The 26,548-nt window shown below is 70.8% G+C and carries 23 protein-coding genes; 15 read left to right on the forward strand and 8 right to left on the reverse strand.

Features of this window, described 5'->3' with window-relative positions; all coding sequences use genetic code 11:
- Positions 1-13 precede the first annotated feature (13 nt).
- Positions 14-1,018, reverse strand: coding sequence for a hydrolase (locus tag AB0P41_RS05215; RefSeq protein ID WP_365930194.1), 1,005 nt, complete (start codon positions 1,016-1,018; stop codon positions 14-16).
- 292 nt (positions 1,019-1,310) lie between these two features.
- On the opposite strand from AB0P41_RS05215, the gene AB0P41_RS05220 reads away from it, so the two are divergent.
- Genes AB0P41_RS05220 through AB0P41_RS05230 form a run of 3 tightly spaced genes read left to right on the forward strand, consistent with a single transcriptional unit; the run spans position 1,311 to position 5,064 of the window.
- Positions 1,311-1,766 (forward strand): hypothetical protein, encoded by a 456-nt coding sequence (locus tag AB0P41_RS05220; protein WP_365930196.1) that lies wholly within the window; start codon positions 1,311-1,313, stop codon positions 1,764-1,766.
- Positions 1,766-3,991: a bifunctional polysaccharide deacetylase/glycosyltransferase family 2 protein gene (locus AB0P41_RS05225; RefSeq protein WP_365930198.1), complete on the forward strand. Its 2,226-nt coding sequence runs from the start codon at positions 1,766-1,768 to the stop codon at positions 3,989-3,991. Before AB0P41_RS05220 ends, AB0P41_RS05225 begins: the two co-directional genes overlap by 1 nt.
- A complete protein-coding gene (locus AB0P41_RS05230) occupies positions 3,991-5,064 on the forward strand; it encodes an acyltransferase family protein (RefSeq protein WP_356716483.1) in 1,074 nt (357 codons plus the stop codon). The genes AB0P41_RS05225 and AB0P41_RS05230 overlap by 1 nt, the downstream gene beginning before the upstream one ends.
- Positions 5,065-5,104: 40 nt before the next feature.
- On the opposite strand, the gene AB0P41_RS05235 is transcribed toward AB0P41_RS05230, so the two are convergent.
- Positions 5,105-7,573 carry an MFS transporter gene (locus AB0P41_RS05235; protein WP_365930200.1) on the reverse strand — a complete coding sequence of 823 codons (2,469 nt, stop codon included), beginning with the start codon at positions 7,571-7,573 and terminating at the stop codon, positions 5,105-5,107.
- A gap of 200 nt (positions 7,574-7,773) precedes the next feature.
- The gene (locus AB0P41_RS05240) at positions 7,774-8,217 is read right to left on the reverse strand and encodes an SRPBCC family protein (protein ID WP_356716479.1); all 444 of its coding nucleotides are present in this window, start codon (positions 8,215-8,217) and stop codon (positions 7,774-7,776) included.
- A 148-nt stretch (positions 8,218-8,365) separates the two neighbouring features.
- Here AB0P41_RS05240 and AB0P41_RS05245 point away from each other — a divergent pair, with 148 nt between their 5' ends.
- From AB0P41_RS05245 to AB0P41_RS05255, 3 genes are all read left to right on the forward strand, one after another.
- Complete coding sequence (locus AB0P41_RS05245; RefSeq protein ID WP_365930202.1) at positions 8,366-9,409, forward strand: Rv2578c family radical SAM protein; 1,044 nt, start codon at positions 8,366-8,368, stop codon at positions 9,407-9,409.
- A gap of 128 nt (positions 9,410-9,537) precedes the next feature.
- Positions 9,538-11,109: an alpha/beta hydrolase gene (locus AB0P41_RS05250; RefSeq protein WP_365930204.1), complete on the forward strand. Its 1,572-nt coding sequence runs from the start codon at positions 9,538-9,540 to the stop codon at positions 11,107-11,109.
- A gap of 59 nt (positions 11,110-11,168) precedes the next feature.
- On the forward strand, positions 11,169-11,741 hold the full coding sequence (locus AB0P41_RS05255) for a GNAT family N-acetyltransferase (RefSeq protein WP_365930205.1): 573 nt from the start codon (positions 11,169-11,171) through the stop codon (positions 11,739-11,741).
- Here the strand turns inward: AB0P41_RS05255 and AB0P41_RS05260 are convergent.
- Genes AB0P41_RS05260 through AB0P41_RS05275 form a run of 4 tightly spaced genes read right to left on the reverse strand, consistent with a single transcriptional unit; the run spans position 11,719 to position 14,345 of the window.
- On the reverse strand, positions 11,719-12,291 hold the full coding sequence (locus AB0P41_RS05260) for an adenylosuccinate lyase (RefSeq protein ID WP_365930207.1): 573 nt from the start codon (positions 12,289-12,291) through the stop codon (positions 11,719-11,721). The two genes, AB0P41_RS05255 and AB0P41_RS05260, sit on opposite strands and share 23 nt — an antisense overlap.
- Positions 12,292-12,301: 10 nt before the next feature.
- The gene (locus tag AB0P41_RS05265) at positions 12,302-12,868 is read right to left on the reverse strand and encodes an MFS transporter (RefSeq protein ID WP_365930737.1); all 567 of its coding nucleotides are present in this window, start codon (positions 12,866-12,868) and stop codon (positions 12,302-12,304) included.
- Positions 12,754-13,752, reverse strand: a complete 999-nt coding sequence (locus AB0P41_RS05270) for an MFS transporter (RefSeq protein ID WP_365930209.1) — start codon at positions 13,750-13,752, stop codon at positions 12,754-12,756. The genes AB0P41_RS05265 and AB0P41_RS05270 overlap by 115 nt, the downstream gene beginning before the upstream one ends.
- Positions 13,749-14,345, reverse strand: a complete 597-nt coding sequence (locus AB0P41_RS05275) for a TetR/AcrR family transcriptional regulator (protein WP_356716468.1) — start codon at positions 14,343-14,345, stop codon at positions 13,749-13,751. The genes AB0P41_RS05270 and AB0P41_RS05275 overlap by 4 nt, the downstream gene beginning before the upstream one ends.
- 377 nt (positions 14,346-14,722) lie before the next feature.
- Between AB0P41_RS05275 and AB0P41_RS05280 the strand changes: the two genes are divergently transcribed.
- A complete protein-coding gene (locus AB0P41_RS05280; protein WP_365930210.1) occupies positions 14,723-16,504 on the forward strand; it encodes a 3-hydroxybutyryl-CoA dehydrogenase in 1,782 nt (593 codons plus the stop codon).
- A 254-nt stretch (positions 16,505-16,758) separates the two neighbouring features.
- Positions 16,759-17,571: a TetR family transcriptional regulator gene (locus AB0P41_RS05285; protein ID WP_365930212.1), complete on the forward strand. Its 813-nt coding sequence runs from the start codon at positions 16,759-16,761 to the stop codon at positions 17,569-17,571.
- Positions 17,572-17,589: 18 nt separating this feature from the next.
- Here AB0P41_RS05285 and AB0P41_RS05290 read toward each other — a convergent pair whose 3' ends face one another.
- A complete protein-coding gene (locus AB0P41_RS05290) occupies positions 17,590-18,342 on the reverse strand; it encodes a restriction endonuclease (protein ID WP_356716462.1) in 753 nt (250 codons plus the stop codon).
- A gap of 129 nt (positions 18,343-18,471) precedes the next feature.
- Between AB0P41_RS05290 and AB0P41_RS05295 the strand changes: the two genes are divergently transcribed.
- From AB0P41_RS05295 to AB0P41_RS05325, 7 genes are all read left to right on the forward strand, one after another.
- Positions 18,472-19,266 (forward strand): GNAT family N-acetyltransferase, encoded by a 795-nt coding sequence (locus AB0P41_RS05295; RefSeq protein WP_356716461.1) that lies wholly within the window; start codon positions 18,472-18,474, stop codon positions 19,264-19,266.
- Positions 19,267-19,632: 366 nt separating this feature from the next.
- Positions 19,633-20,970 (forward strand): crotonyl-CoA carboxylase/reductase, encoded by a 1,338-nt coding sequence (gene ccrA / locus AB0P41_RS05300; RefSeq protein WP_365930215.1) that lies wholly within the window; start codon positions 19,633-19,635, stop codon positions 20,968-20,970.
- 8 nt (positions 20,971-20,978) lie between these two features.
- Entirely contained in the window at positions 20,979-22,991 is a 2,013-nt protein-coding gene (locus tag AB0P41_RS05305; protein WP_356716457.1) for a protein meaA, read from the forward strand.
- Complete coding sequence (locus AB0P41_RS05310; protein WP_356716455.1) at positions 22,988-23,962, forward strand: CoA ester lyase; 975 nt, start codon at positions 22,988-22,990, stop codon at positions 23,960-23,962. Before AB0P41_RS05305 ends, AB0P41_RS05310 begins: the two co-directional genes overlap by 4 nt.
- A 2-nt stretch (positions 23,963-23,964) precedes the next feature.
- Entirely contained in the window at positions 23,965-24,492 is a 528-nt protein-coding gene (locus tag AB0P41_RS05315; RefSeq protein WP_365930217.1) for a MaoC family dehydratase, read from the forward strand.
- Between the two features lie 2 nt (positions 24,493-24,494).
- Entirely contained in the window at positions 24,495-25,700 is a 1,206-nt protein-coding gene (locus tag AB0P41_RS05320) for an acyl-CoA dehydrogenase family protein (protein WP_365930218.1), read from the forward strand.
- A gap of 182 nt (positions 25,701-25,882) precedes the next feature.
- Complete coding sequence (locus AB0P41_RS05325) at positions 25,883-26,530, forward strand: phosphatidylserine decarboxylase (protein WP_356716449.1); 648 nt, start codon at positions 25,883-25,885, stop codon at positions 26,528-26,530.
- Positions 26,531-26,548: the final 18 nt, after the last annotated feature.

The raw sequence follows: 26,548 nt of genomic DNA on the forward strand, positions 1-26,548 counted from the left end.
GGCCCGCCGCCTCTCAGCCGCTCAGCGCTTCGGCGAACGCTCCCGCTTCCTGGACGACTCCGCTGCAGGTGTCCGAGGCGGTCCCGGTCTCCTCGTCCGAGGCACACTCCTGGTCGCGGAAGGCCGCCCAGAGGGAGAGCGCGCCGACCCCTCGGCGGGTGGCGAAGGAACGCAGGGACGCCGCGTCGGCCAGGGTGAACGTCTCCCCCTCGACGTCGTTGACCCCGATCATCACGGTGATGTGCAGCGCCTTCCACGCCGCGTCCTGCGACAGTCCGAGGACGTCCACGAGCTGGGCCTGCGCCGCGACGGCCGCCTGCTCGGCGTAGTCGCCCATGTCCCCGCTGTGCGAGGTGCTGTAGTTCATCGCCATGATGTTGACCGCCGAGAGGTCGACCCCCTGGTCCACCGCGTCCTCCAGGACCGCGAGCCCGGTGTCCTCAAGCCCGTCGGGCATGACGGGCAGTGTGTAGGTGACGTCGAGGTCGCGCTGCTCCTGGAGCAGCGCGAGTGCCTCGTTGCGCCGGGTGACGGAAGCGGTGTCGGTGAGGGCGTCGCCCTCGATGTCGAAGTCGGCCTTCGTGGCGCCGACCGCGTCGAGCACCTCGGCGTAGACGTCGGCCAGCGCCTCCGCGCTGTCACAGGCGAGGGCCGCCTCGGTGCCCGCGGCGCCCCCGAAGGAGACCCGGAGGTCAGCGCCGGTGCCGGTGAGCGCCTCGGCGCGTGCCGCGACCGCGTCGCTGCCGGCCGCCGTGGTGCCGCCCCAGAGCGGGGTGCAGCCCGATGTGGCGGAGGTGACGAAGGCCAGGTTGTACGTGTCGGGTGACCCCGCACCGTCGGTGTCGGCGGCCGTCGTGGCGCTCACGTACGGGGTGTAGGCGGTCCGCGCGGCCGCCGGCGGGGGCTGCGCGGAGCCGTTGGACTGGTCGGCGACGCCGCCCGGCGAGCAGGCCGAAGACGCGAGGCCGAGCGCGATCAGCCCGGCGACGGCCGAGGAAACCCGTGTGCGCCTTCGCATGACGGTTGCACCTGCTTTCGGGATGTCGTCCCGGAACGGCAGCCGGTGCTGCCGGGACGCCTTGAACCTCTCACACCCGGGGCCGCCGCGAAGACACAGGAAACTCATGGAAAGGGCCCGGCAGGGGCCGCCTGGAACGCCCAATTCCCCTGCTGGGTGCGGTGCGAGCGGCGCGGAGCCGGTGGGCGGCCGCCGGCACACTCTCAGCGGTCCGACAGGTTCGGGCGCTCTTCACAGCGAGCGGCCAGGAAAGCTCCAGACTTCGCACATCAAGCTTCGCCACCATGCGCACATGCAATCCGACCCCGTCATCGAGAAAGACCCGGCGCCGCGCGGCCGACGCCGGGCACACGCCGGCCCGGCCCGTTCGGCCGAGCGCCGTCGCAAGGCCGGGCAGCCGCAGGAGGGACCCGTCTTCGTGGACGGATCCGGGCGCCGGGCCAGGCTGCTGCGCCGCGCCGGCATGCTCCTGGGCGCCGTCTGCGTCGGTTACGCCGCCGTGCTGGGGCTCGCCTTCATGGGCGGGATCTCCATGACCCCTGCGCAACTGCTCCCCTTCGACGGCGGCCCGGCCGCCGAAGCCGGCCCGGGAGGCGGGACGCGGCCCGGCTACGGCGTGCCACCGGGCGGGTCCGCGCCCCCGAGCGGCGCGCCGACGCCGCCTTCCGGTGGAGCGACGCCGTCCGGCCAGGCCTCGGCCTCGGCATCGGCATCGGCATCGGCATCGGCATCGGGCGGGGCGAACTGATGGCCGCTTCCCGGCGTCGGCACGCGACGCCCGGCAAGATCAGCCGCGTGGGGCGCCAGGCCGTCCCCCGGCCCCGCGTGATCATGGCCCTGCTGCTCCTGCTGGGGCTCGTCTGCATGATGCTGCTCGACGGCTATCTGCGCGCCGAGATCGGCGACGACCAGCGGATCAGGACCGGCGCGTCCGCGGACTCGGTGCCCAGCGACGTGCTGGAGGGCGGGCCGATCCTGAGCTTCCCCGGCGGCACCGCCCGTACGCAGTCCGTGCCGGACAAGACCATCGTGCTGACCTTCGACGACGGCCCCGATCCCGAGTGGAGCGGGAAGGTCATGGACATCCTGGACGAGAACGACGTGCCGGGCACCTTCTTCCTCGTCGGCTCGATGGTCGCGCGCTATCCGGACGTCGTCCGCAGGATGGTCGACGAGGGCAACGAGGTGGGGGTCCACACCTTCACCCATGTCGATCTCTCCTACCAGAGCGAGGCCCGCGTCAAGCGGGAGATCGCCCAGACGCAGCTCGCCCTGGCGGGCGCCGCAGGCATCACGACGACCCTGTTCCGTGCCCCGTACTCCTCGAAGACCGACGCGATCGACGACTACAGCTGGCCCGTCTACGAGCGCCTCGGCGCGATGGGCTACACCAGTGTGTTCATCGACACCGACAGCGAGGACTGGCAGCAGCCCGGCGTCTCCAAGATCATCAAGTGGGCGACGCCGGAGGACGGCGAGGGTGCCTCGGTGCTCTTCCACGACGCGGGCGGCGACCGCTCCGAGACACTGGCCGCGCTGCCGAAGTACATCGAGAAGATGAAGGCGAAGGGCTACACCTTCACCACCGTCAGCGGAGCTCAGCAACAGGCCGGCACCGACGGCGGCACCGCTTCCCCAGGCCCCGGTCAGGACGGCGGTTCCCAGGCAGACTCCGCACAGGCCGCCCACCGTGAGGCGGACACCGCGAGTCTCTGGGAGGGCCGCGCCCTGCTCGCCGCGGTCGGCGTCGCCGAGTGGACGGTGCCGGGGCTGGCCACGATGCTGGGGGTCGTCGGGGTGGCGGTCCTGGGCCGCTTCGGCCTGATGCTCCTGCTCGCCAGGCGCCATCACCGGCAGCGCAACAGACGCCGGTTCACCTGGGGACCCGAGGTGACCGGGCCGGTGAGTGTGATCGTTCCGGCCTACAACGAGAAGGAGTGCATCGCCGCCACGCTCAACTCCCTCGCCGCCAGCACCCATCCGATCGAGATCCTGGTCGTCGACGACGGCTCGACGGACGGCACGGCGGAGATAGCCGAATCGCTCGGCCTCCCCAACGTCCGGGTGATCCGGCAGGAGAACGCGGGCAAGCCGGCGGCGCTCAACAACGGTGTGCGGCAGGCACGTCACGACATCGTCGTGATGATGGACGGGGACACCGTCTTCGAACCGGACGCGGTGCACCAGCTCGTCCAGCCGTTCGCCGACCCCGGCATCGGCGCCGTCGCCGGCAACGCGAAGGTCGGCAACCGGTCCACGATGATCGGTGCCTGGCAGCACATCGAGTACGTGATGGGCTTCAACCTGGACCGCAGGATGTACGACCTGCTGCGCTGCATGCCGACCATCCCCGGTGCCATCGGTGCCTTCCGCCGCCAGGCGGTGCTGGAGGCCGGCGGGATGAGCGAGGACACCCTGGCCGAGGACACCGACATCACCATCGCGCTCCACCGCGCGGGCTGGCGCGTCGTCTACGCCGAGCACGCCCGGGCGTGGACCGAAGCACCGGCCTCCCTGGGGCAGTTGTGGCGCCAGCGGTACCGCTGGAGCTACGGCACCATGCAGGCCCTGTGGAAGCACCGCGGGTCCGTCACCGACCGGGGCCCCTCCGGGCGCTTCGGCCGCGTCGGGATGCCGCTCGTCGTCCTCTTCCAGATCATCACACCGGTCTTCGCCCCGCTCATCGACGTCTTCACCGTCTACTCGATGGTCTTCGTGGACTTCCGGGCCTCGCTGCTCGCCTGGCTGGCGATCCTGGCCGTGCAGTTGTTCTGCGCGGCGTACGCCTTCCGTCTCGACCGGGAGAAGTACCGGTACCTGCTGATGATGCCCCTCCAGCAGCTCGCCTACCGGCAGTTGATGTACCTCGTGCTGATCCACTCCTGTGTCACGGCGGCGACCGGGGGCCGGCTGCGCTGGCAGAAGCTGAAACGCACGGGTGAGGTGGGCACGCCCCACGTGGGGGCCTCGTAGTGGCGGGGGCGCACCGCAGGGCGGCGTTCGCGCCGCCTCCCGCGGCCGGCACCGGCACGGGCCGCGACCGTTCCTTCGATGTGCTGCGGGCCGTGGCGCTCGTCCGGGTGGTGACCTACCACACCTTCGAGTGGCCCTGGCTGGGGTACGTCTTCCCGTCCATGGGCGTGATGTTCGCGCTCGCCGGGTCGCTCATGGCCCGCTCGCTGGAGCGGCCCGCCCTCGGGGTGCTCCGGAGCAGGCTGCGCAGGCTGCTCATACCGGTCTGGCTGTTCGGCCTCGTACTCGGGGTGGCGATGCTGCTGCACGGCTGGGTGCCGGGGCCGGACGTCCTGCTCTGGGTGCTGCCGGTCGGTGACCCGCCCGGCAACGCGTGGGGTGAGCAGGCCTGGGAGGTGCTCTGGTATCTGCGCGCCTATCTCTGGTTCGTGCTGCTCTCGCCGCTGCTGCTGCGCCTCTTCCGGCTCGCCCCGCTGCCCGTGCTCGCCCTCTCCCTGGTGCCGGTCTTGGTGCTGGAGACGGTGTCCGGGGTGCCGGACGGCCGACTGGGGAGCGCGATCAGCGACGCCTCGGTGTTCCTGTTCTGCTGGCTGCTGGGCTTCGCACACCGCGACGGGGTGCTCGACCGGCTGCGCGGCGCGGGAGCGGCGGCGCTCGCGGTGCCGCTGATGGCCGCGGGTGCCTGGTGGGCGGCCGGACATCCGGCGGAGGGTTCGTACGACCTGGACGACCTTCCGCTCGCCCAGGCCCTGTGGTCGGCGGGGTTCGTGCTGCTCCTGCTGCGCTTCAGGCCCCGCTTCGACGGACTCGTACGTCACCGGGTGGCCGACCGGGTCGTCACGGTGTTCAACGCCCGCGCGGTGACGGTCTATCTCTGGCACGAGGTGGCGCTGATGGCCACGGTGCCGCTGATCGACCTCATGTGGGAGGTGCCGGCGATGGAGCGGTACCTGCCGCTGGACAGCCTGTGGTGGCAGTTCGGCGTCGCCTGGGTGCTGATCGCCGCCGCCGTCGTCTGCTTCGGCTGGGTCGAGGACGTGGCGGCGAGGCGGAGGCCCCGGCTGCTGCCGTGAGCGAGGCGGGTGTGCGGAGCACCGCACACCCGTCCGGTGATCAGTCCTCGTGGCCCAGCTGGAGGTCGCGCTCCGTACGCCCCCCTCCGGGGAGCTGGAGCACGGTGGCGACCGGCGGATAGCCGGCGGCGATCACGGTGTACTCGCCGGTCGACAGGTCGACGAAGCGGAACGCCCCGTCGGAGCCGGTGGTCAGGGTGTCGACCACGTTGCCCGCCGCGTCCAGCAGCGTGACCCTCGCGTCCTCGACAACCCGCCCACCGGGTGCGCGCACGATCCCGCGGAGCACGGCGCCGCCCGCCAGCTCGATGTCCTGCCTGGTTTCCCGGGCGGCCTGCACACTGACCGGGAGGGCGGCGGGGCGGTAGGCCGGCGCACTGGCCGCGAGGGTGTACTCCCCGGCCACCAGCTCGCTGATCACATAGGCGCCCTCGCGTCCGGTGCGGGTCGTCGCGACGACTTCGCCCCGTACGTCGGTGAGGGTGACCGCCGCGTCGCGGACGGGAGCTCCGTCAGGGGTGAGGACCGCGCCGGCGAGCCGTCCCGCCCCGCCCAGGACCACGTCGAGCTCCACCGGCCGGTCGCTGACGGTCACGCTGACGGCCTGCGGCTGATGTCCGCCCGCTGCGGCGATCAGGACGTAGGCACCGGCCGCGGGCGCGCTCAGCGCGTACCGCCCGTCGTCGCCGCTCGCTCCGCGTCCTACCTGCCGTCCCTGACCGTCGATGAGGGTGAGCGCGGCCCGTCCCACCTTCGTACCGTCGGGGTGCTGGACGCACCCGCACACCGGCACCCCGGAGAGCGGGCCGGACCGCGGCGGGCCGGGGTCGGCGCGGGCGGCGGGGATCGTGGAGTGCGCCTCGGTCGGGTCGGGTGCCGTCTGGGGGGTGTGGTGGGACACCAGCGGTTTCTCCTTGAGGAAGAAGGCGAGGAACAGGCCGAGCAGGAGCACCGGCACCAGGTAGAGGAAGATCCGCGGCATCGCGTCGGCGTACGCCTGGATGTAGGCGTCACGCAGCGCGGGCTCCATGGAGTGGACCAGCTGAGGGGTGATCGACTCGGCGTCGGGCAGATCGGCGCCGGAGGGGAGCCGCACCCCGAGCGCGTCACTGAGCCGCCCGGCGAACAGGGTGCCGAAGATCGCGGCTCCGACGCTGCCGCCGATCTGTCGGAAGTAGTTGTGCGCGCTGGTGGCGGTGCCGAGGTCGGAAGGGCGTACGGAGTTCTGCACGGCCAGCACCAGGATGGACATGACGAGACCGATCCCGATGCCCAGGACGGCCTGCCAGAGGCCGTACTCCAGCGCCGAGGTGTCCGTGTCGAGCAGGGAGAGCAGCCACATTCCCACGGCCGACACGGCTCCGCCCACCAGCGGATAGACACGGTAGCGGCCGGTACGCGAGACCAGTTGGCCGGAGACGACGGAGGAGACGACGATGCCGCCCATCATGGGCAGCATCAACAGGCCCGACTCGGTGGCGGAGACGCCCTCGACCATCTGGAGGTAGGTCGGCAGGTAGCTGGCCGCCCCGAAGAGCGCGACCCCGATGACCGCGCCGACCAGCGAGGTGACGTTGAAGACGGAGTCGCGGAACAGGCGCAGCGGGATGATGGGTTCGGCGGCCCGGTGTTCGACGACGAGGAAGAGCAGTGTCGTTCCGGCAGCTCCGGCGGCGAGCCCGAGGATGGTCCGGGAGCCCCAGGCGTACTCCGTGCCGCCCCAGCTGGTGAGCAGCACCAGGCAGGTCGACGCGACGGCCAGCAGCAGGGCCCCCAGCACGTCGAGTCGGGGACGGACGGCGGGTTTGGGCAGCTTCAGTACGAGGGCGATGACGGCGAGGGTGACGAGGCCGAACGGCACGTTGATGTAGAAGCACCAGCGCCAGGAGGCGTGATCGGTGAAGAAGCCGCCGAGGAGGGGCCCGGCCACCGAGGCGAGGCCGAAGACGGCCCCGATGAGGCCCATGTAGCGGCCCCGCTCCCTGGCCGGGACGATGTCGGCGATGATCGCCTGGACGCCGATCATGAGTCCGCCGCCGCCGATGCCCTGGACGGCCCGGAAGGCGATCAGTTCGTCCATGGTGCGCGACCAGCCCGCCAGGGCCGAGCCGATGATGAAGACGACGATCGCGAACTGGAAGACGCCCTTGCGGCCGAAGAGGTCGCCGAGCTTCCCGTAGAGCGGCAGACCGATCGTGGAGGCGAGGAGATAGGCGGTGACCGCCCAGGACATCTTGTCCAGGCCGTGCAGCTCACCGACGATCTTCGGCAGGGCGGTGGCGACGATCATCTGGTCGAGCGCCGCGAGCAGCAGGGTGAGCATCAGCCCGAGGAAGACCAGCCGGATCCTGCGGGGGCTGATCCCGTCCGGAGGCGCGGACGGTCCGGCGGCGGACGGCGGCGGGGGCGGCTCGTACTCCGCCTCGGTGCCGGGCGCTGCCCGCGTGCCGGGCGTCCCGTACTCCGTGCCTCCTGGCTCGTCCTTCACCAGAGTGATCCCACCCACCACGTAACGCTCCCCTCGTCGCAGCTGCGCCGCCCATTTCTCGCATCAGGCAGCAAGGCGGGGCAAACGCGACCGGGCGCACTCAGGGCGCATTCAGTGGGCTTATGCGCCGGTGGGAGGGGTTGCGACGCACAACCGGCCACCCCGGAAAACCACTCGTTCCGGTGAGGCCGGCCATGACGTCAACAGCAGGCGGAGGAGGGTTACTTCTCCACCTCGGTGGCGAGGTTCTGCAGCAGTTCGTCGTAGATGCGGCCGAGCCCCTTGGGCGCGAAGGTCTTCTCGAAGAACCCTCCGATGCCGCCGGCGCCGTTCCACACCGTCGAGACGACGGCCTTGGACCTGCCCTCCCCGGCCGGGGTGACGGTCCAGGTGGTGACCATCGAGGAGTTCCGGTCCTTCTCGATCAGCTGCCCGTCGGTGGGCTCGGTGACCTCGAGCAGGCAGTCGCGGACCCGCTTGCTCGTGGCCTGGAGCTTCCAGTGGACGAGGGTGCCTTCCCCGTCCCCGCCCTCGCGCACCTCGTACTCGCTGAAGTGCCCGGTCAGCACCTTGCCCCGGACCTCCTTGTAGTCGGCCAGCGCGTCGAACACCGTCTCTGCGTCCGCCGCGATGATCCGCTCTGTCGTGGCCTCGACCTGCGCCATGCCTGCTCCTCCAGCACTCGGTTGTTCGGGGTGCTGCTGAGCCAACCACCTCGGGTACGGCCCCTCAAAATCGGGCCCCGCGCTCCGCCGCGCACGATCAAGGGAACGTATGTTCTATTCTCTGCGGAGTGCTACGAAGGAGGCGTTCATGCGCTGGGACAATCTGGCAGAGAACACCACAAAGGCGGGTAACGGTGCGCTCTTCGCCGCGGACGCGGTGACGACGCGCACCTTCGACACCCCGGAATTCAGGGGGATCACGTTCCATGAGATCCGGGCCCGCTCGATCGTGAACCGGGTGCCCGGGGCCTCCCGCATGCCGTTCGAATGGACCGTGAACCCCTACCGGGGCTGCACCCACGCGTGCGTGTACTGCTTCGCCCGCAAGACCCACAGCTATCTGGACCTGGACACCGGTCTCGACTTCGACTCCCAGATCGTCGTCAAGGTCAACGCCGCCGAGCTGCTGAGCCGCCATCTGGCCTCCCGTCAGTGGCACGGCCAGCACATCGCGATGGGCACGAACGTCGACTGCTACCAGCGGGCCGAGGGCCGCTACCGGCTGATGCCCGGCATCATCGCGGCGCTGCGTGATCACGCGAACCCCTTCTCCATACTCACGAAGGGCACGCTGATCCTGCGCGATCTCGACCTGCTGCGCCAGGCCGCCGGGGTCACCGAGGTCGGTGTCTCCGTCTCCGTCGGATTCACCGACCCCGAGCTGTGGCGCACGGTCGAGCCGGGCACTCCCTCCCCCGAGCGCCGCCTCGACGTCGTCCGCGCCATGACGGACAACGGGATCGGCTGCGGCGTGCTGATGGCCCCCGTCATCCCCTTCCTCGGCGACCACCCCGACCAGCTGCGCGCCACGGTCCGCGCCATCGCCGCAGCCGGGGCCACCTCCGTCACACCACTCGTCCTGCACCTGCGGCCCGGCGCCCGCGAGTGGTTCATGCAGTGGCTGGCACAGCACCACCCGCACCTGGTGCGACGGTACGAGCGGATGTACGCGGACGGCGCGTACGCGCCGACCTGGTACCAGCGGTCCATCACCCGCCGGGTCCACGAGCTCGCGACCGAGTTCGGCATCGGCCCGGCCGACCGGGGCGGCGCCCGCCGCCTCACCCGCGAGACCCCGCCCGCTCTCGCGGACGGTCACGCGCCGGGCCCCACCCAGCTGACCCTGCTCTGACCGCACCGGTCTCCCCGCCCCGAACGGGTCAACTCTCGGCGACACGTGTCCTGCCCCGACCGGATCCGGGAAGCATGCGGCGGGGGCTGTGCCACCCACAGCCGCGTTCCCCGACCACGGGAGGCCCTATGACGAAACGTGCAGGAATTCTGGTCGCCGTCGGCGCCACGGTCGCGGGTCTGGTGACCGCCGCGCCGTCGACCGCGTCCGCGCCGTCCGCCGCGCCCGCCGCGCCGCTCAAGTGGAAGGCATGCGGGACGAAGACGTATCCGGCGCTGCAATGCGCAACCGTGCGCGCGCCGCTCGACCATGACAACCCGTCGGGCAGGCAGGTCACCCTCGCCCTCTCCCGGATCCCGCACACGGCGAGGACCTCGCAGGGCCCCCTGCTGGTCAACCCCGGCGGTCCGGGCGGCAGCGGGCTCTCCATGGCGGGATTCGTCGCGTCCTCGCTGCCCGCGAAACTCGCCGCGCAGTACGACGTGATCGGGTTCGACCCGCGCGGGGTGGGGAAGAGCACCCCCGCGCTGGACTGCGTACCGAAGTACTTCGAGCCCGTACGCCCCGACTCGGTGCCGGACTCGTACGCGGCGGAGAAGACCGCGCGCAACCGGGCCGCCTCCTTCGCCGCCGCCTGCGGGGAGAAGCACGGCGACCTCCTGCCGTACATGGACACCGTCAGCGCCGCGAAGGACCTCGACGTCATCCGCCGGGCGCTCGCCGCACCGCGGATCAACTACTTCGGATACTCCTACGGCACCTACCTGGGCGCGGTCTACGCCAAGCTGTTCCCCGAGCGCGTACGCCGTCTGGTGCTGGACTCGGTCGTCGACCCGGACGGCGTCTGGTACGAGGACAACCTCGGCCAGGACCACGCGTTCGACGCCCGCCACAAGGCCTTCGCCGCATGGGTGGCGAAGAACGACGCCACGTACGAGCTCGGCAAGGACCCGGCGGCGGTCGAGGCCGCGTGGTACCGGATGCGCGACGCGGTGAAGAAGCACCCGGCGGCCGGGAAGGTCGGGCCGGGTGAGCTGGAGGACACCTTCATGCCCGGCGGTTACTACAACGGCTACTGGCCGCGCCTCGCCGAGGCGTTCGCGGCGTACGTCAACGACAAGGACCAGGAGGCTCTCGCCACCGCGTACGAGGACTTCGCGGCCGTCGACAGGAACGGCGACAACGGCTACTCCGTCTATGCCGCCGTGCAGTGCCGCGACGCCGCCTGGCCCCGTACCTGGAGCACCTGGCGCAACGACACGTGGCAGGCGCACCGGAAGGCGCCCTTCATGTCGTGGAACAACACCTGGTACAACGCCCCGTGCGCCACCTGGCCGGTGGAGCCGCTGGAGCCCGTGCGGGTGACCAACGACGCGATTCCGCCCGCGCTGATCCTCCAGGCGACCGACGACGCGGCCACGCCCTACGAGGGCGGCGTCACCATGAGCCGCAGGCTCAAAAGGTCGAGCCTCGTCGTCGAGCAGGGCGGCGGCAACCACGGCATCACCCTGAGCGGCAACGACTGCCTGGACGCGCACCTGGTGGACTACCTCACCGACGGCACCCTGCCGACCGGCGGCGGCAGCGGCGCGGACGCGGTCTGCGACGCCCTGCCGGAACCGAAGCCCGCTCCTGCCACGAAGGCCGGCGCCAACCCGAAGGGCAAGGCGCTGCACGGCCTGCTCGGCTTCCGCGGCTGATCCGGGCTGATCCGCGGCCGAGAAAAACCCCGGGCCCCACGCCGGGGGCGTACGCCAGGATGGACCGCGTGACCACACGCCCCGATCCCGCGTACGCCCCCGGCGTGCGTGTACGCGACATGACCCTCGACGACTGCTCCGCCGTGGCGGAGATCCGGGTGCGCGGCTGGCGGTGGGCGTACGCCGGGCTCATCCCGCAGCCGTATCTGGACGCGATGGACGCCGGCCAGGACGCCGAGCACCGGCGCGCGCTCCTCATGGCGGACGGCGGGCCGGTGAACCTGGTGGCGGGCGCACCGGACGCCACGGTGACGGGCTGGGCCTGCTACGGCCCCTGCCGCACCGAGAGCGCCCTGCCCGGGAGCGGGGAGCTGTACGCGCTCTACGTCCACCCGGACCGCATCGGCACGGGCACGGGGCGCGCGCTGCTGGCCGAGGTGACCGCACGGGCCCGTGCGGACGGATTCGCCGGGATGTCCCTCTGGGTGCTGAAGGAGAACACGCGGGCCCGGCGCTTCTACGAGCGCGCGGGGTTCCGGCCGGACGGCGCGGAGGTGGCCTCAGACACCGGGGGCGCCCTGGTGCCCGAGGTCAGGTACGTGCGCAGCCTCACCCCGCCCGCAGACGTCTGAGCGCCTCCGCCGCCGCGTCGCCGAGCCGGGGGTGCGGCAGTGCGGCCTCCAGGACCGGGCGGGCCCGGCCGTCCCCCAGGGTCCCCAGCCCCTCGACGCACGCGAGGGCGACGCGCCAGTGCGGCTCGTCGGGGGCCAGCAGGCGGTGCAGGGTGCTGACCAGGGCCGGCACCGACTCGGGTGCGCGCAGGTCGGTCAGCAGGCGGACCGGGTGCAGGGCGTAGCCCGTCCGGAGGCTGTTGGTGGCGAGCGCGGCGGCCGCTCTCGGCGTCCGGGGGTCGCCGAGGAGTCGCAGCGCGTGCGCGGCTGATACGCAGCGCTCGGGATCGCGGTGGTTGAGAAGGAGGACCAGTGCCTCGAAGGCCCGGCGGTCGCCCCGGCAGCCGAGCCGGAACGCCGCGATCTCGCGGGCCCACAGCGGGCGTTCACGTTCCACGAGGACCCTGGCCAGCTCCTCGTCGTCCTCGGTGGCGAGGAGTCTGTCGAAGGCGGCGGATCCGCCCGCCTCGTCCCGCAGCCGGTGGGTCAGCGAGCGCAACTCCTCGTCCATGACCGTCAGTCTACGACCGGACACGGAACGTGCGGGCCGGACGTTCCTTCCCGGGCAGCCCTCCCACCAGCAGCAGCCCCGCGGCTGTCACGGCCGCCAGCACCGTCAGGGTGAGGTCCGTCGCCGGCAGCGGCACCGGCGCGATCCCGCCGACACTCCCGCCGGGTGCAGCGGAGACGAGCAGCGCGGTCGCCGCCGCCACACCCAGTGCCGGGCCGACGTTCATCGCCGTCTGCTGGAGACCTCCGGCGACCCCTGCGTGTTCCTTCGGGACGTGCCGCACGACGACGTCCGTCGCCGTGACCATGACCGCGCCGAAGCCGGAGCCGACCAGCAGGAAGCCCACGCCCGTCGCCACCGTCGACGATCCGGCGCCGGTCCGGGAGAGGACCAGGTCGCCGAGGGCGAACAGCGTCAGCGCGACCGTCACGGTGCCGCGCGTGCCGTACCGGCGTGCCACCTTTACGGAGAAGGGAGCGGCCAAGGCCATCGCGGCCGGGCCGGGCAGCGCCGCCAGGGCGCTCTCGAAGGGGTCGAGTCCGCGGATGTCCTGAAGGTGGTAGATGCCCGCGAACAGGGTCGCGGAGAGCGCGCCCGACGCGAGGCCCAGGACGGCGAGCCCCGAGAGGACCTCTGCCCTCCCGAACACGCCGAACGGCACCAGCGGGTGCCCGGCACGGCGCTCATGCCGTACGAAGGCCCATCCGGCGGCGAGGGCCGCCACTGCGGCGGCGGCGCGCACCGCCCCTCCGCCCCTCCGCCCCATGGTCCCTCGGTGAGCGCCAGCACCCCGCAGGCCAGGGCGCCGGCCAGCAGCAGCGCACCGGGCAGGTCGAGCGCGGCCACCGTGCGCGCCTCGCGGGGCGCGGCCCATGCGCCCGCCTCGCGGGACGCGGCCCGCGGGCCGGTGTCGCGTACGGCGAGGACGGCCAGTCCCCCGGCCGTCGCCGGTGCCACGTTGAGGAAGAAGACCGCCCGCCAGCCGTGCCCGGCGGCCAGCGCCCCGCCCGCCAGAGGGCCGGCGGCCGCAGCCACGCCGATGGCGGCGGTGCGCAGGGCGAGGGGCATGCCGAGCCGGTCGGGCGGGAAGGCCGCACGCAGCATCCCGAGGGTGGCCGGCTGCAGGAGCGCCCCGAAGACGCCCTGGGCGACGCGTAGGGCGATCACCCAGCCGATCCCGGTCGCCAGACCGATGCCGGCGGAGGCCGCGCCGAAGCCCAGCATGCCGACGGCGAACACCCGCCGGTGTCCGAAACGGTCGCCGATCCGGCCCGAGAGCACGAGCAGGCCGGCCACCGCGATCAGATAGGCGGTGCTGGTCCACTGGACCTGTTCGACCGTGGCGTGGAGGTCCTTCTGCAGGGTCGGCTGCACGACGGTCAGCACGGTCCCGTCCAGGGCGACGATCGCTGCCCCGAGGACGCTCGCCGCCAGGGTGACCCGTCGGCGGGTGGCCGTCACCGCACCTCCGGGCCGAGGTGGGCGTCGAGTACGGAGCGCAGCAGCGGTTCGACGTCCTCGGTGCCGGTCGCGAGCTGGAGGCTCCCCCAGCCCCAGAGCTGCGCGATGCCGTGCAGGTTCGCCCACAGCGCGCTCGCCACCAGGGGGGCGGAGGCACCCGAGGGCCGCGAGGGGGCCCGGGCGACGCAGTCCACGAACAGGCCGAAGAGGGGAAGACTCGTCTCCCGCAGCCCCGGACGCCCGTTCTCCAGCAGATCGTGACGGAACATCAGCTCGAACATCCCGAGCTCGGTCCGGGCGAAGTCCAGGTAGACCCGGCACAATGCGGCGACCTGAGCGCGCGGTTCCTCCTGTGCCGCCCGTGCGGCGGCTGCCCTGCCCGCCAGATCGACGAACCCTTCGTGGGCGATCGCGGCGAGGAGTGACGCATGAGTCGGAAAATGGCGGCGTGGGGCTCCGTGCGAGACATCGGCGGCCCGGGCGATCTCCCGCAGAGTGAGCGCCTGGACGCCCCGGTCCGCGACGAGTCGGACTCCGGTGGCCACCAACCTGTCCCGCAAGGTGGCGTTCCGGTCTGCCGTCGGCTGTGACATGAGCACTGTCTACCAAAGCTGCGTAGACACTGTCTACAAGGGCGTCGGGCGCAGCGTCCGGCGGCAGGAGAACTGTGTGCCGGCGCACAGCCCGCCAGGGCTGGCGCGCTCGTTACCCGCCGGTTAAGCTCAGGTGAGCGGGACACACACCCGCCGGCTCCGATGGCCTGGTGACGCAGCCACCCGGAGTGCTTGTCGGTTCGGCAGTTCGTGAGACGTGGCTCCGGGACAGAGCCCGTCACCCTTCACCCCGGTGCGCCCGGAGCGCCCGGGACCGTGCACCACGACACGCAGTTCCCGCACACCGAGCGCCGGTCGATGCCGACCCTGCGCGCCGCCGTGCTCCTCTCAGTCGTCACTCACCCTGGAGTCCCGTGATGGACACCCCGCTCACCACCATTGCCGTCGTCGGTCTCGGCACCATGGGCACCGGCATCGCCGAGGTCCTGGCCCGTGCGGGCCGCGAGGTCATCGGCATCGACACCGACGAGGCCGCCGCCCGGCAGGCCGTCGCCACCCTGGAGGCCTCCACCGAGCGCGCCGTGCGCCGCGAGCGGATCACGGAGCAGGAGCGGCGCGACATCCTCGCCCGGTTCCGTACGTTCTCCGATCTGCAGGCCGCGGCGGAAGCGGAACTGGTCATCGAGGTCGTGCCGGAGACGTACGAGCTCAAGCAGCAGGTCTTCCGGGAGCTGGACGCGGTGGTCTCCCCCACCGCGATCCTCGCGACGGGCACGAACGCCCTGTCCGTGACCCGGCTGGCCGCCGAGTCGCAGCACCCCGAGCGTGTTCTCGGCCTGCACTTCTTCAACCCGGCGCCCGCGATGAAGCTCGTCGAGGTGGTCTCCTCCGTGCTGACCGCCCCGCCCGCCGTGGAGAGCGTCACCCGGCTCGCCCGTGAGCTGGGCAAGGAACCCGTCGCCGTCGGCGACCGCCCCGGCTTCGTCGCGGACGGTCTGCTGTTCGGCTACCTCAACCAGGCCGCGGCGATGTACGAGGCCAACTACGCCTCCCGCGAGGACATCGACGCCGCGATGAAGCTGGGCTGCGGGCTGCCGATGGGTCCGCTGGCGCTGCTCGACCTGATCGGGATCGACACGGCCCGCACGGTGCTGGAGGCCATGTACTCCGCGTCCCACGACCGGCTGCACGCGCCGGCGCCGGTGCTCGGGCAGCTCAGCGAGGCCGGTCTGACCGGCCGCAAGGCGGGCCGCGGCTTCTACACGTACGACGCCCCGGGCGGCCAGACCGTGGTGCCGGACGCCCTGACACCGGTGGGGAGCGCGGGCGCGGGCACCGGGCGCGCGGTCTCCTCGGTGGGGGTGGCGGGCTCGGGGACGATGGCCTCGGGCATCGCGGAGGTCTTCGCGAAGGCCGGGTACACCGTGGTCCTCGCCGCCCGCAGCCAGGAGAAGGCGGACACGGCCAAGGCGCGGATCGCCAAGTCCCTGGGCCGCTCCGTCTCCAAGGGCAGGCTCACGGAGGAGGCGCGGGACGAGGCCCTCGCCCGGATCACCCCGACGGGCTCCCTGGACTCCTTCGCCGATGTCGATCTCGCGGTCGAGGCGGTCGCCGAGGACCTGGAGATCAAGCGGGAGCTCTTCCAGACCCTGGACAAGGTCTGCAAGCCGGGTGCGGTGCTCGCGACGACCACCTCGTCGCTGCCGGTCGTGGCGGTCGCCCGGGTGACCTCGCGCCCCGAGGACGTCATCGGGATGCACTTCTTCAACCCGGCACCCGCGATGAAGCTGGTCGAGGTGGTCCGCACCGTACTGACCGCCGACGACGTGCACGCCACGGTCCGCGAGGTCTGCGCGAAGGTGCGCAAGCACCCGGTCGACTGCGGTGACCGGGCGGGCTTCATCGTGAACGCTCTGCTGTTCCCCTACCTCAACAACGCGATCAAGATGGTCGAGGAGCACTACGCGACGCTCGACGACATCGACGCGGCGATGAAACTGGGGGGCGGCTACCCCATGGGCCCCTTCGAGCTCCTGGACGTCGTCGGCCTGGACGTCTCACTGGCCATCGAGAAGGTTCTGCACGGCGAGTTCCGCGATCCGGGCCTCGCCCCGGCGCCGCTGCTCGAGCATCTGGTGGCCGCCGGCTGCCTCGGCCGTAAGACGGGGCGCGGCTTCCGCGAATATGCCCGCCGCTGAGCGGGGCCGTCAGCGGGCAGCGCGGACGAAGGAGCGGGGCTGGGGTGCGTGCATCGCAAGGCGGAGGATTGAGGCATGGCGGAGCCATGGTGATTGACGACAACGCCGCGAGGCGCGTGCCCCAGCCCCGCGACGCCGCGGAGCCCGCTGCCGGCCCCGCCGAGCGGGGAGCCGGGTGGGGCGGGTTGCTGGGGCCCTCGGGCGACCCGCCCCCACAGGCGCACTCCCCTGCGCCGATGGGTTACGTTCACCTCATGTCCCAACCCGCCAAGTCCCCTCGTTCCTCCGCCTCCGCGGACGCCCCTGAGAGTGCCGCGAGCACCCGGGCCGCCGCCCAGCGACTCAAGATGCGCCGCGAACTGGCGGCGGCGGCCATGGAACTGTTCGCCACCAAGGGGTACGAGGCGACGACGGTCGACGAGATCGCGGGGGCCGCCGGGGTCGCACGGCGTACGTTCTTCCGTCACTTCCGCTCCAAGGAAGAGGCCATCTTCCCCGACCACGACGACACCCTCGTCAGGGCCGAGGCCGTCCTCAACGCCGCTCCCGCGCACGAGCACCCGCTCGACACCGTGTGCCGCGGCATCAAGGAGGTCATGAAGATGTACGCGGCGAAGCCGGCGGTCTCCGTGGCGCGCTACAAGCTGACCCGTGAGGTGCCCACGCTCCGCGAGGCCGAGATCGCCTCGGTGGCCCGCTACGAGCGGCTGTTCACGCGCTATCTGCTGGGCCATTTCGACGAGCGTGACCATCAGGTGGGCAATGACGACCCGCTGCTCGCCGAGGTCGCCGCGTCCGCCGTGGTGACCGCGCACAACCATGTGCTGCGCCGCTGGCTGCGGGCGGACGGGCAGGGCGACGTGGAGTCCCAGCTCGACCACGCGTTCGCGATCGTGCGGGACACCTTCGGCACGGGGATCGGAGCGGGGCGGACCGTGGGCGAGACCACGAAGGCCCCTGCGGCTTCGGTGTCCAGGGAGGGCGAGGTGCTGGTCACCGTGGCCCGTACCGACGCGCCGCTCGACGAGATCATGCGCACGATCCAGCAGGCGCTGAAGGAGCACTGATCCGGGCCCCGGCGGGGTTCACCCCTCGGCGGGCTGCACGGACGCGCTCGCGTACCACGGCGGGGCGGCGCCCTCGCTCCACGCGGTGAGCCCGTCGAGACCGACACAGACGATGCCGCACCGCTCGGCGTACTCGAGGGCCGGATCGGTGAATTCGCCGGTGGTGACGACGACGGCCGCCTCGGCGCCGTGCACCGCGTAACAGGTTCCGCCGAAGCGCTGGAGATCCTGCGAGCCGACCTTGTTGTCGCTCGTGTACCTCTTGCACTGCACGACCAGGCGGCGGCCGTCCGGCGTGGTGCCCACCACGTCGGCGCCGAGGTCTCCGGCGCCTCCGACCACCTCGGCGTCCAGGCAGCCGTCGCGCCTGCAGAGCGCGGCCACGGCCTCCTCGAAGTCGTACGGGTCCATGGCCTCGTAGTCGACCGTCCGCACCGGCTCGGGGGGCGCCTCCGCGGCGTCGGCCTCCGGCGGCTCCTCCAGGGCCGCGTCCACGACCTCGTAGGCGGTCTCGACGGCTGCCGCGGCGGTCCTGGCGGCCGCCCGGCGGCTGCGGCGCAGGCGCAGGAGCACCACGACCGCTGCCACCAGGGCGACGGCCGAGACCACGGCGACCACCGGGTGCCGCTCGGCGCTCCTGAGGGCCGCGCGGAGCGCGAGTCCGGCGGCGCAGACCAGGAGCGCGAGGAACGCGAAGCCGAACGCCGTCCGCCTGAGGTCGAACCCGGGCCTGCGGCCCCGCCGGGCCGTTCTGCGCGCCTGTATACCCATCGCGTACCCCACCCCTTGTCCGTCGCCGTCACATCAAGATCACTTACGTGTGCCCCGCGGCCGCCGGTTGACGCACCGTCGGAAGAAAACTCGGTGGCCGGACCGGTGCTCGAGTGCTCGGATGCCCGCATGGAACCTGATGAGATGCTGGCCCTCTTCGACCACGAGATGCGCGAGCACGCCCGCCCGGACGGCCCCGGCACGCGCGTCGAGCGGGTCGGTGACGTCGTACGGCAGACCGGTGGCCCGGACGACTGGAACGGCGTCGTGTGGACCGCGCCGGACCTCTCCCCCGCCCGCGCCGAGTCGGAGATCGCGGCGCAGGTGGGGCACTACACCGCCCAAGGCGTCGGCGAGTTCGAGTGGAAGCTGTACGCGCACGACGGCCCGGCCGGGCTGGGCACCCTCCTCGCCGCGGCCGGGTTCGAGCCGGAGCCGCCGGAGACGCTGCTGGTGGCACCGGTCGCGGACCAGGCCGGGGCGGTGGACCTCCCGGAGGGGGTCCGGCTGCGGAACGTGACCGACGCCGCGGGGGTGGAGCTGATGGTCCGGGCCCATGAGCTGGCCTTCGGCACCGACGGATCGCGGCTGCGCCATCAGACCCTGGCCCGCCTCGCCGACGCCCCGCCGGACACGTTCGTCGCGGTGGTCGCCATGGCCGGCGACGAACCGGTGAGCTCGGCCCGGATGGAGTTGCACCCCGGCACCGGCTTCGCCGGGCTCTGGGGCGGCGGCACGGCGGCCGGATGGCGGGGCAGGGGGATCTATCGCGCCCTGATCGCCCATCGGGCCCGCATCGCCTCCGGACTCGGCTACCGCTTCCTCCAGGTCGACGCGACGGACCGGTCCGCCCCGATCCTGCGGCGGCTCGGCTTCACGGCCCTGAGCACGACGACGCCGTACGTGTACCGCACCGCGCCGTAGTCGCCACAAAAGGCGGAGCAAAGCGACATACCAACCATGATGTTGCTCATGCGTGCCTACGCGATGACAACTGAGAGAAATTGTTGGCACTGGGTGCCTTGTCACCTGTCACGCAGTGCCATACGTTGAAGGTGTCCGGGCGGCCGGCGGGCAGAGATCTCCCGTACGCCGGCTGTCCCCGCAGACCATGTGTCCGCGCGCCCGGACGCCTGCGTCACAGGCAACCCCTTCTGCTCCACCGAGCAGGCACAGAGCACCACCCCGCCGAACCGACGGCACACCTCCACACCGCACCGCTCCCCTGACCACAGGGGCCTCCGAGCGTTTCCCTCGACGCCGGAGACCCGATCTGCCGGAGGCATCACCGTGAAGGAAATCCTGGACGCGATCCAGTCGCAGGACGGTACGGCCGCGGACTTCGCGGCCCTGTCCATCCCCGAGTCGTACCGCGCGGTGACCGTGCACAAGGACGAGGCCGAGATGTTCGCCGGCGTCGCCAGCCGCGACAAGGACCCCCGCAAGTCCCTCCACGTCGAGGACGTGCCGGTTCCCGAGCTCGGGCCGGGCGAGGCTCTGGTGGCGGTCATGGCCAGCTCGGTCAACTACAACTCCGTGTGGACGTCGATCTTCGAGCCCGTCTCGACCTTCGGCTTCCTGGAGCGGTACGGCAAGCTCAGCGACCTCAGCAAGCGCCACGATCTCCCGTACCACGTCATCGGCTCCGACCTGGCGGGCGTGGTCCTGCGCACCGGGCCCGGCGTCAACGCCTGGACCCCGGGCGACGAGGTCGTCGCGCACTGTCTCTCGGTGGAGCTGGAGTCCTCCGACGGCCACAACGACACGATGCTCGACCCGGAGCAGCGCATCTGGGGCTTCGAGACCAACTTCGGCGGCCTGGCGGAGATCGCACTCGTCAAGTCCACCCAGCTGATGCCGAAGCCCGAGCACCTCAGCTGGGAGGAGGCCGCCTCCCCGGGCCTGGTCAACTCGACCGCGTACCGCCAGCTCGTCTCCCGCAACGGCGCCGGCATGAAGCAGGGCGACAACGTGCTGATCTGGGGCGCCAGCGGCGGACTCGGCTCCTACGCCACGCAGTTCGCGCTGGCCGGCGGCGCGAACCCGATCTGCGTCGTCTCCAGCCCCGAGAAGGCCGCGATCTGCCGGTCCATGGGCGCGGAGGCGGTCATCGACCGCAACGCCGAGGGGTACAGGTTCTGGAAGGACGAGCACACCCAGGACCCCAAGGAGTGGAAGCGCTTCGGCAAGCGGATCCGCGAGTTCACCGGCGGCGAGGACATCGACATCGTCTTCGAGCACCCGGGCCGCGAGACCTTCGGCGCCTCGGTCTACGTCACCCGCAAGGGCGGCACGATCACCACCTGCGCCTCCACCTCGGGCTACATGCACGAGTACGACAACCGCTACCTGTGGATGTCGCTGAAGCGGATCATCGGCTCGCACTTCGCCAACTACCGCGAGGCGTGGGAGGCGAACCGGCTGATCGCGAAGGGCAAGATCCACCCGACGCTCTCCAAGGTCTACTCCCTGGAGGACACCGGCCAGGCCGCGTACGACGTGCACCGCAACCTGCACCAGGGCAAGGTCGGCGTGCTCGCGCTGGCACCCCGTGAGGGCCTGGGCGTGCGTGACACCGAGCTGCGTGAGCAGCACATCGACGCCATCAACCGCTTCCGCAACGTCTGAGGTCTGCCATGACCGAACGTCAGAAGGACCGGCCGTGGCTCATGCGGACGTACGCCGGTCACTCGACCGCCGAGGCGTCCAACGAGCTCTACCGCCGCAACCTCGCCAAGGGCCAGACGGGTCTCTCGGTCGCCTTCGATCTGCCCACGCAGACCGGCTACGACCCCGACCACGTCCTCGCCCGCGGCGAGGTGGGCCGGGTCGGCGTGCCCGTCTCGCACCTCGGTGACATGCGGCGGCTGTTCCAGGACATCCCCCTGGAGCAGATGAACACCTCGATGACGATCAACGCCACCGCGATGTGGCTGCTGGCGCTCTACCAGGTGGTCGCGGAGGAGCAGGGCGCGGACCCGGACAAGCTCCAGGGCACGACGCAGAACGACATCGTGAAGGAGTACCTGTCGCGGGGGACGCACGTCTTCCCGCCGGTCCCGTCGCTGCGGCTGACGACCGACATGATCACGTACACGGTCAGCCGCATCCCGAAGTGGAACCCGATCAACATCTGCAGCTACCACCTGCAGGAGGCGGGGGCCACTCCGGTCCAGGAGATCGCGTACGCCATGTCGACGGCCATCGCGGTCCTCGATGCCGTTCGCGACTCCGGCCAGGTGCCGGAGGAGAAGTTCGGTGACGTCGTCGCCCGCATCTCCTTCTTCGTGAACGCCGGGGTCCGCTTCATCGAGGAGATGTGCAAGATGCGCGCCTTCGGCCGCATCTGGGACCGGGTGACGCGCGAGCGGTACGGCATCGCGAACCCCAAGCAGCGCAGGTTCCGCTACGGCGTGCAGGTCAACTCCCTGGGGCTCACCGAGGCTCAGCCGGAGAACAACGTCCAGCGCATCGTGCTGGAGATGCTGGCCGTCACCCTCTCCAAGGACGCCCGCGCCCGCGCGGTGCAGCTGCCGGCCTGGAACGAGGCACTCGGGCTGCCGCGCCCCTGGGACCAGCAGTGGTCGCTCCGCATCCAGCAGGTACTCGCGCACGAGAGCGACCTGCTGGAGTACGAGGACATCTTCGCCGGTTCGCATGTCATCGAGGCCAAGGTCGACGAACTGGTCACCGAGTCACTGGCCGAGATCGACCGTATCCAGCAGATGGGCGGCGCGATGGCCGCCGTGGAGTCCGGCTATCTCAAGTCGGAGCTCGTCTCCTCGCACGCCGCGCGGCGTGCCCGGATCGAGGGCGGCGAGGAGAAGATCGTCGGCGTCAACATCCACGAGACGACCGAACCCAACCCGCTCACCGCGGACCTCGACGCCGCGATCATGACGGTGGACCCCGAGAACGAGGCCCGGGTCGTCGCGGCCCTCCACGAGTGGCGCGACAACCGCGACGAGTCCCGTGCCACCGAGGCGCTGACGGCCCTGAAGAAGGCCGCGGCGGGCACCGCGAACATGATGGAGGCGACCGTCGAGTGCGCACGGGCAGGCGTCACCACGGGTGAGTGGGCCTGGGCGCTGCGCGATGTGTTCGGCGAGTTCCGGGCGCCGACGGGTGTCGCTTCGGCGCCGGTGGCCGTCGCCGCTGAGGCGGGGACGCCGCTCGCGCTGGTCCGGGAGAAGGTCACCCGCACCGCCGGGGACCTGGGTGTCGGGCGGCTGCGGCTGCTGGTCGGCAAACCCGGCCTCGACGGGCACTCCAACGGCGCCGAGCAGATCGCCGTACGCGCCAGGGACGCGGGCTTCGAGGTGGTCTACCAGGGCATCAGGCTGACGCCCGAGCAGATCACCGACGCCGCGCTGGCCGAGGACGTGCACTGCGTCGGTCTGTCCGTCCTTTCCGGCTCGCACGCCGAACTGGTGCCGGACGTACTGAACCGGCTGCGCGAGGCCGGTGCGCCCGACATCCCGGTGATCGCCGGCGGCATCATCCCCCCGGCCGACGCGCACGCCCTCATCGAGGCCGGCGTCGCCGCCGTCTTCACCCCGAAGGACTTCGGCATCACCGAGATCATCGGCCGTATCGTCGACGAGATCCGGAAAGCGAACAAGCTCGACCCTCTGGAGGTCCCCGCATGACCACGCCCACCGCCCCTGTGAACCGCCTGCGCCCGCGCCGTTCCTGCCTGGCGGTCCCCGGCTCCAACCCGCGGTTCCTGGAGAAGGCTCAGGGCCTGCCGGCCGACCAGGTCTTCCTGGACCTGGAGGACGCCTGCGCGCCGCTGGCCAAGGAGGGCGCCAGGCACCACATCGTCGACGCCCTCAACAACGGCGACTGGACCGGCAAGACCCGGGTCGTGCGGGTCAACGACTGGACGACCCACTGGACGTACCGCGACGTCATCACGGTCGTCGAGGGCGCGGGGCCCAACCTCGACTGCATCATGCTGCCGAAGGTCCAGGACGCCCAGCAGGTCGTGGCGCTGGACCTGCTGCTGACCCAGATCGAGAAGACGATGGGCTTCGAGGCCGGCCGGATCGGCATCGAGGCGCAGATCGAGAACGCCAAGGGCCTGGTGAACATCGACGACATCGCCGCCGCCTCGCCCCGGCTGGAGACCCTGATCTTCGGTCCGGCCGACTTCATGGCCTCGATCAACATGAAGACCCTGGTCGTGGGCCAGCAGCCGCCCGGCTACCCGGCGGACGCCTACCACTACATCCTGATGCGCATCCTGATGGCGGCCCGTACGCACGACCTCCAGGCGATCGACGGGCCGTTCCTGCAGATCCGTGACGTGGACGCCTACCGCGAGGTCGCGGGCCGTGCGGCGGCGCTGGGCTTCGACGGCAAGTGGGTGCTGCACCCCGGTCAGGTCGACGCGGCGAACGAGGTGTTCTCGCCCTCGCAGGAGGACTACGACCACGCCGAGCTCATCCTCGACGCCTACGACTGGTGCACCTCGGAGGAGGGCGGCAAGAAGGGTTCGGCGATGCTCGGCGACGAGATGATCGACGAGGCCAGCCGCAAGATGGCCCTGGTCATCGCGGGCAAGGGCCGCGCCGCAGGTATGCAGCGCACCTCCAAGTTCGAAGCTCCGGAGGCCTGATCATGCAGTTCGGACGCACCTATGAGGAGTTCGAGGTCGGTGCCGTCTACAAGCACTGGCCCGGAAAGACGGTCACGGAATACGACGACCACCTCTTCTGTCTGCTGACCATGAATCACCACCCGCTGCACATGGACAGCAACTACGCCGAGAAGACGACGGATTTCGGAAAGAACGTTGTCGTAGGCAACTACATCTACTCGCTGCTGCTCGGGATGTCGGTGCCGGACGTCTCCGGAAAGGCGATCGCCAATCTGGAGGTGGAGTCACTGAAGCACGTGGCCCCGACCTTCCACGGCGACACGGTCTACGGCGAGACGACCGTGCTCGACAAGACGCCGTCGAGGTCCAAGAGCGACCGCGGCATCGTTCATGTGGAAACGAGGGGTTACAAGCAGGACGGCACGCTGGTCTGCGTGTTCCGCCGCAAGGTGATGGTCCCCACCGCGACGTACATCGAGGAGCGCGGCGGCGAGCAGCCGGGCCGCCCGCAGACCGATCAGCCGACGAGCAAGAACGTGGAGAAGTAGCCATGAGCCGACTCGCACAGACCGCCGGTCTGACGGATGTCCAGCAGGAGATTCTCTCCACGGTCCGGAATTTCGTCGACAAGGAGATCATTCCTGTCGCGACCCAACTGGAGCACCGCGACGAATATCCGACGGACATCGTCGAAGGGCTCAAGGAACTCGGCCTGTTCGGGCTGATGATTCCGGAGGAGTACGGCGGTCTGGGCGAGTCGCTCCTCACGTACGCGCTGTGCGTCGAGGAGATCGCCCGGGGCTGGATGAGCGTGTCGGGCATCATCAACACGCATTTCATCGTGGCCTACATGCTCAAGCAGCACGGGACGCAGGAGCAGAAGGACACCTTCCTGCCGCGGATGGCGCTGGGCGAGGTGCGGGGGGCGTTCTCGATGTCCGAGCCGGCGCTCGGCTCCGATGTCTCCGCGATCTCGTCGAAGGGCGTGAAGGAGGGTGACGAGTACGTCCTGAACGGTCAGAAGATGTGGCTGACGAACGGCGGGACGTCCACGCTGGTCGCCGTCCTCTGCAGGAGTGACGAAGGACACCCCGAGGGCACCGCCCCGCACAGGTCGATGACCACTTTCCTGGTGGAGAAGGAGGCGGGCTTCGGCGAGGTCCGTCCCGGTCTCACGATCCCGGGGAAGATCGACAAGATGGGCTACAAGGGCGTCGACACGACCGAGCTCATCATGGACGGACTACGCATTCCGGCCAATCGTGTGCTGGGCGGCACGACCGGCCGAGGTTTTTACCAAATGATGGACGGTGTCGAGGTCGGGCGGGTGAATGTCGCCGCGCGTGGCTGTGGCGTCGCACAACGTGCGTTCGAACTGGGTGTTTTGTACGCCCAGCAGCGCCAGACCTTCGGAAAGCCGATCGCTCAGCACCAGGCGATCCAGTTCAAACTGGCCGAAATGGCCACCAAGGTCGAAGCAGCGCATGCGATGATGGTGAACGCGGCACGCAAAAAGGACTCCGGGGAGCGGAACGACCTGGAGGCAGGGATGGCGAAGTACCTCGCCTCCGAGTACTGCAAGGAAGTCGTCGAGGACGCCTTCCGTATCCACGGCGGCTACGGCTTCTCCAAGGAGTACGAGATCGAGCGCCTCTACCGCGAGGCCCCGATGCTGCTGATCGGTGAAGGTACCGCCGAGATCCAGAAAATGATCATCGGTCGCCGGCTGCTCGAGGAGTACCGGTTCCAGGGCTGATATGTCCCTTACGAGGTGATTTGGTGGCGAAGAACATCACACCCGGTCACCCCCGTCGGGAGCCTTTCAGCTGTCCGACTCGGCTGCTGGCTTGCCCAGTTGCCGCTCGCACCCGATAGCATCGCCGGAAAGCCGCCGTCCCCCCGTTGCCAGCGCGGCATCATCCGCTACGAAGGTCATCCATGCCCGACAGCCAAACCTCTGCATCCCGCGGCGGGGTCCGCCTTGCGCGCGGAGCATCGCCGTGGCTCCTCCCGACCGTCGCCACCGCGGCCCTCAGCCTCGCCCGGTCCCGCAGGTCCGGGCGCTGGGCGGCCGTGGCCGTGCCCACCACCGCGCTCGCGGCGGGCATGCTGTGGTTCTTCCGCGACCCCGAGCGCGAGATCACCCAGGGCCGCGTCATCTCGCCGGCCGACGGCGTGGTGCAGAGCATCATGCCGTGGAAGGACGGGCGCACCCGCGTCGCGATCTTCATGAGCCCGCTGAATGTTCACGTCAACCGAGCCCCCCTGGCCGGCACCGTGACCTCGGTGGAGCACATCCCGGGTGGGTTCGTCCCGGCGTTCAACAAGGAGAGCGAGAACAACGAGCGCGTTGTCTGGCACTTCGACACCGAGCTCGGCGACATCGAGATGGTGCAGATCGCGGGAGCGGTCGCCCGTCGCATCGTCCCCTACATCCCGCAGGGCACGAAGGTGGAGCAGGGCGAACGCATCGGTCTGATCCGCTTCGGCTCGCGCGTGGACATCTACCTTCCGGAAGGTGTCGACGTCGCGGTCGAGGTCGGCCAGGCCACGACCGCGGGGGTGACTCGAATTGACCGTGATTGATCCTGATACCCAGGCGGG

This window comes from Streptomyces sp. NPDC079167 (assembly GCF_040686735.1).
Classification (GTDB): domain Bacteria; phylum Actinomycetota; class Actinomycetes; order Streptomycetales; family Streptomycetaceae; genus Streptomyces.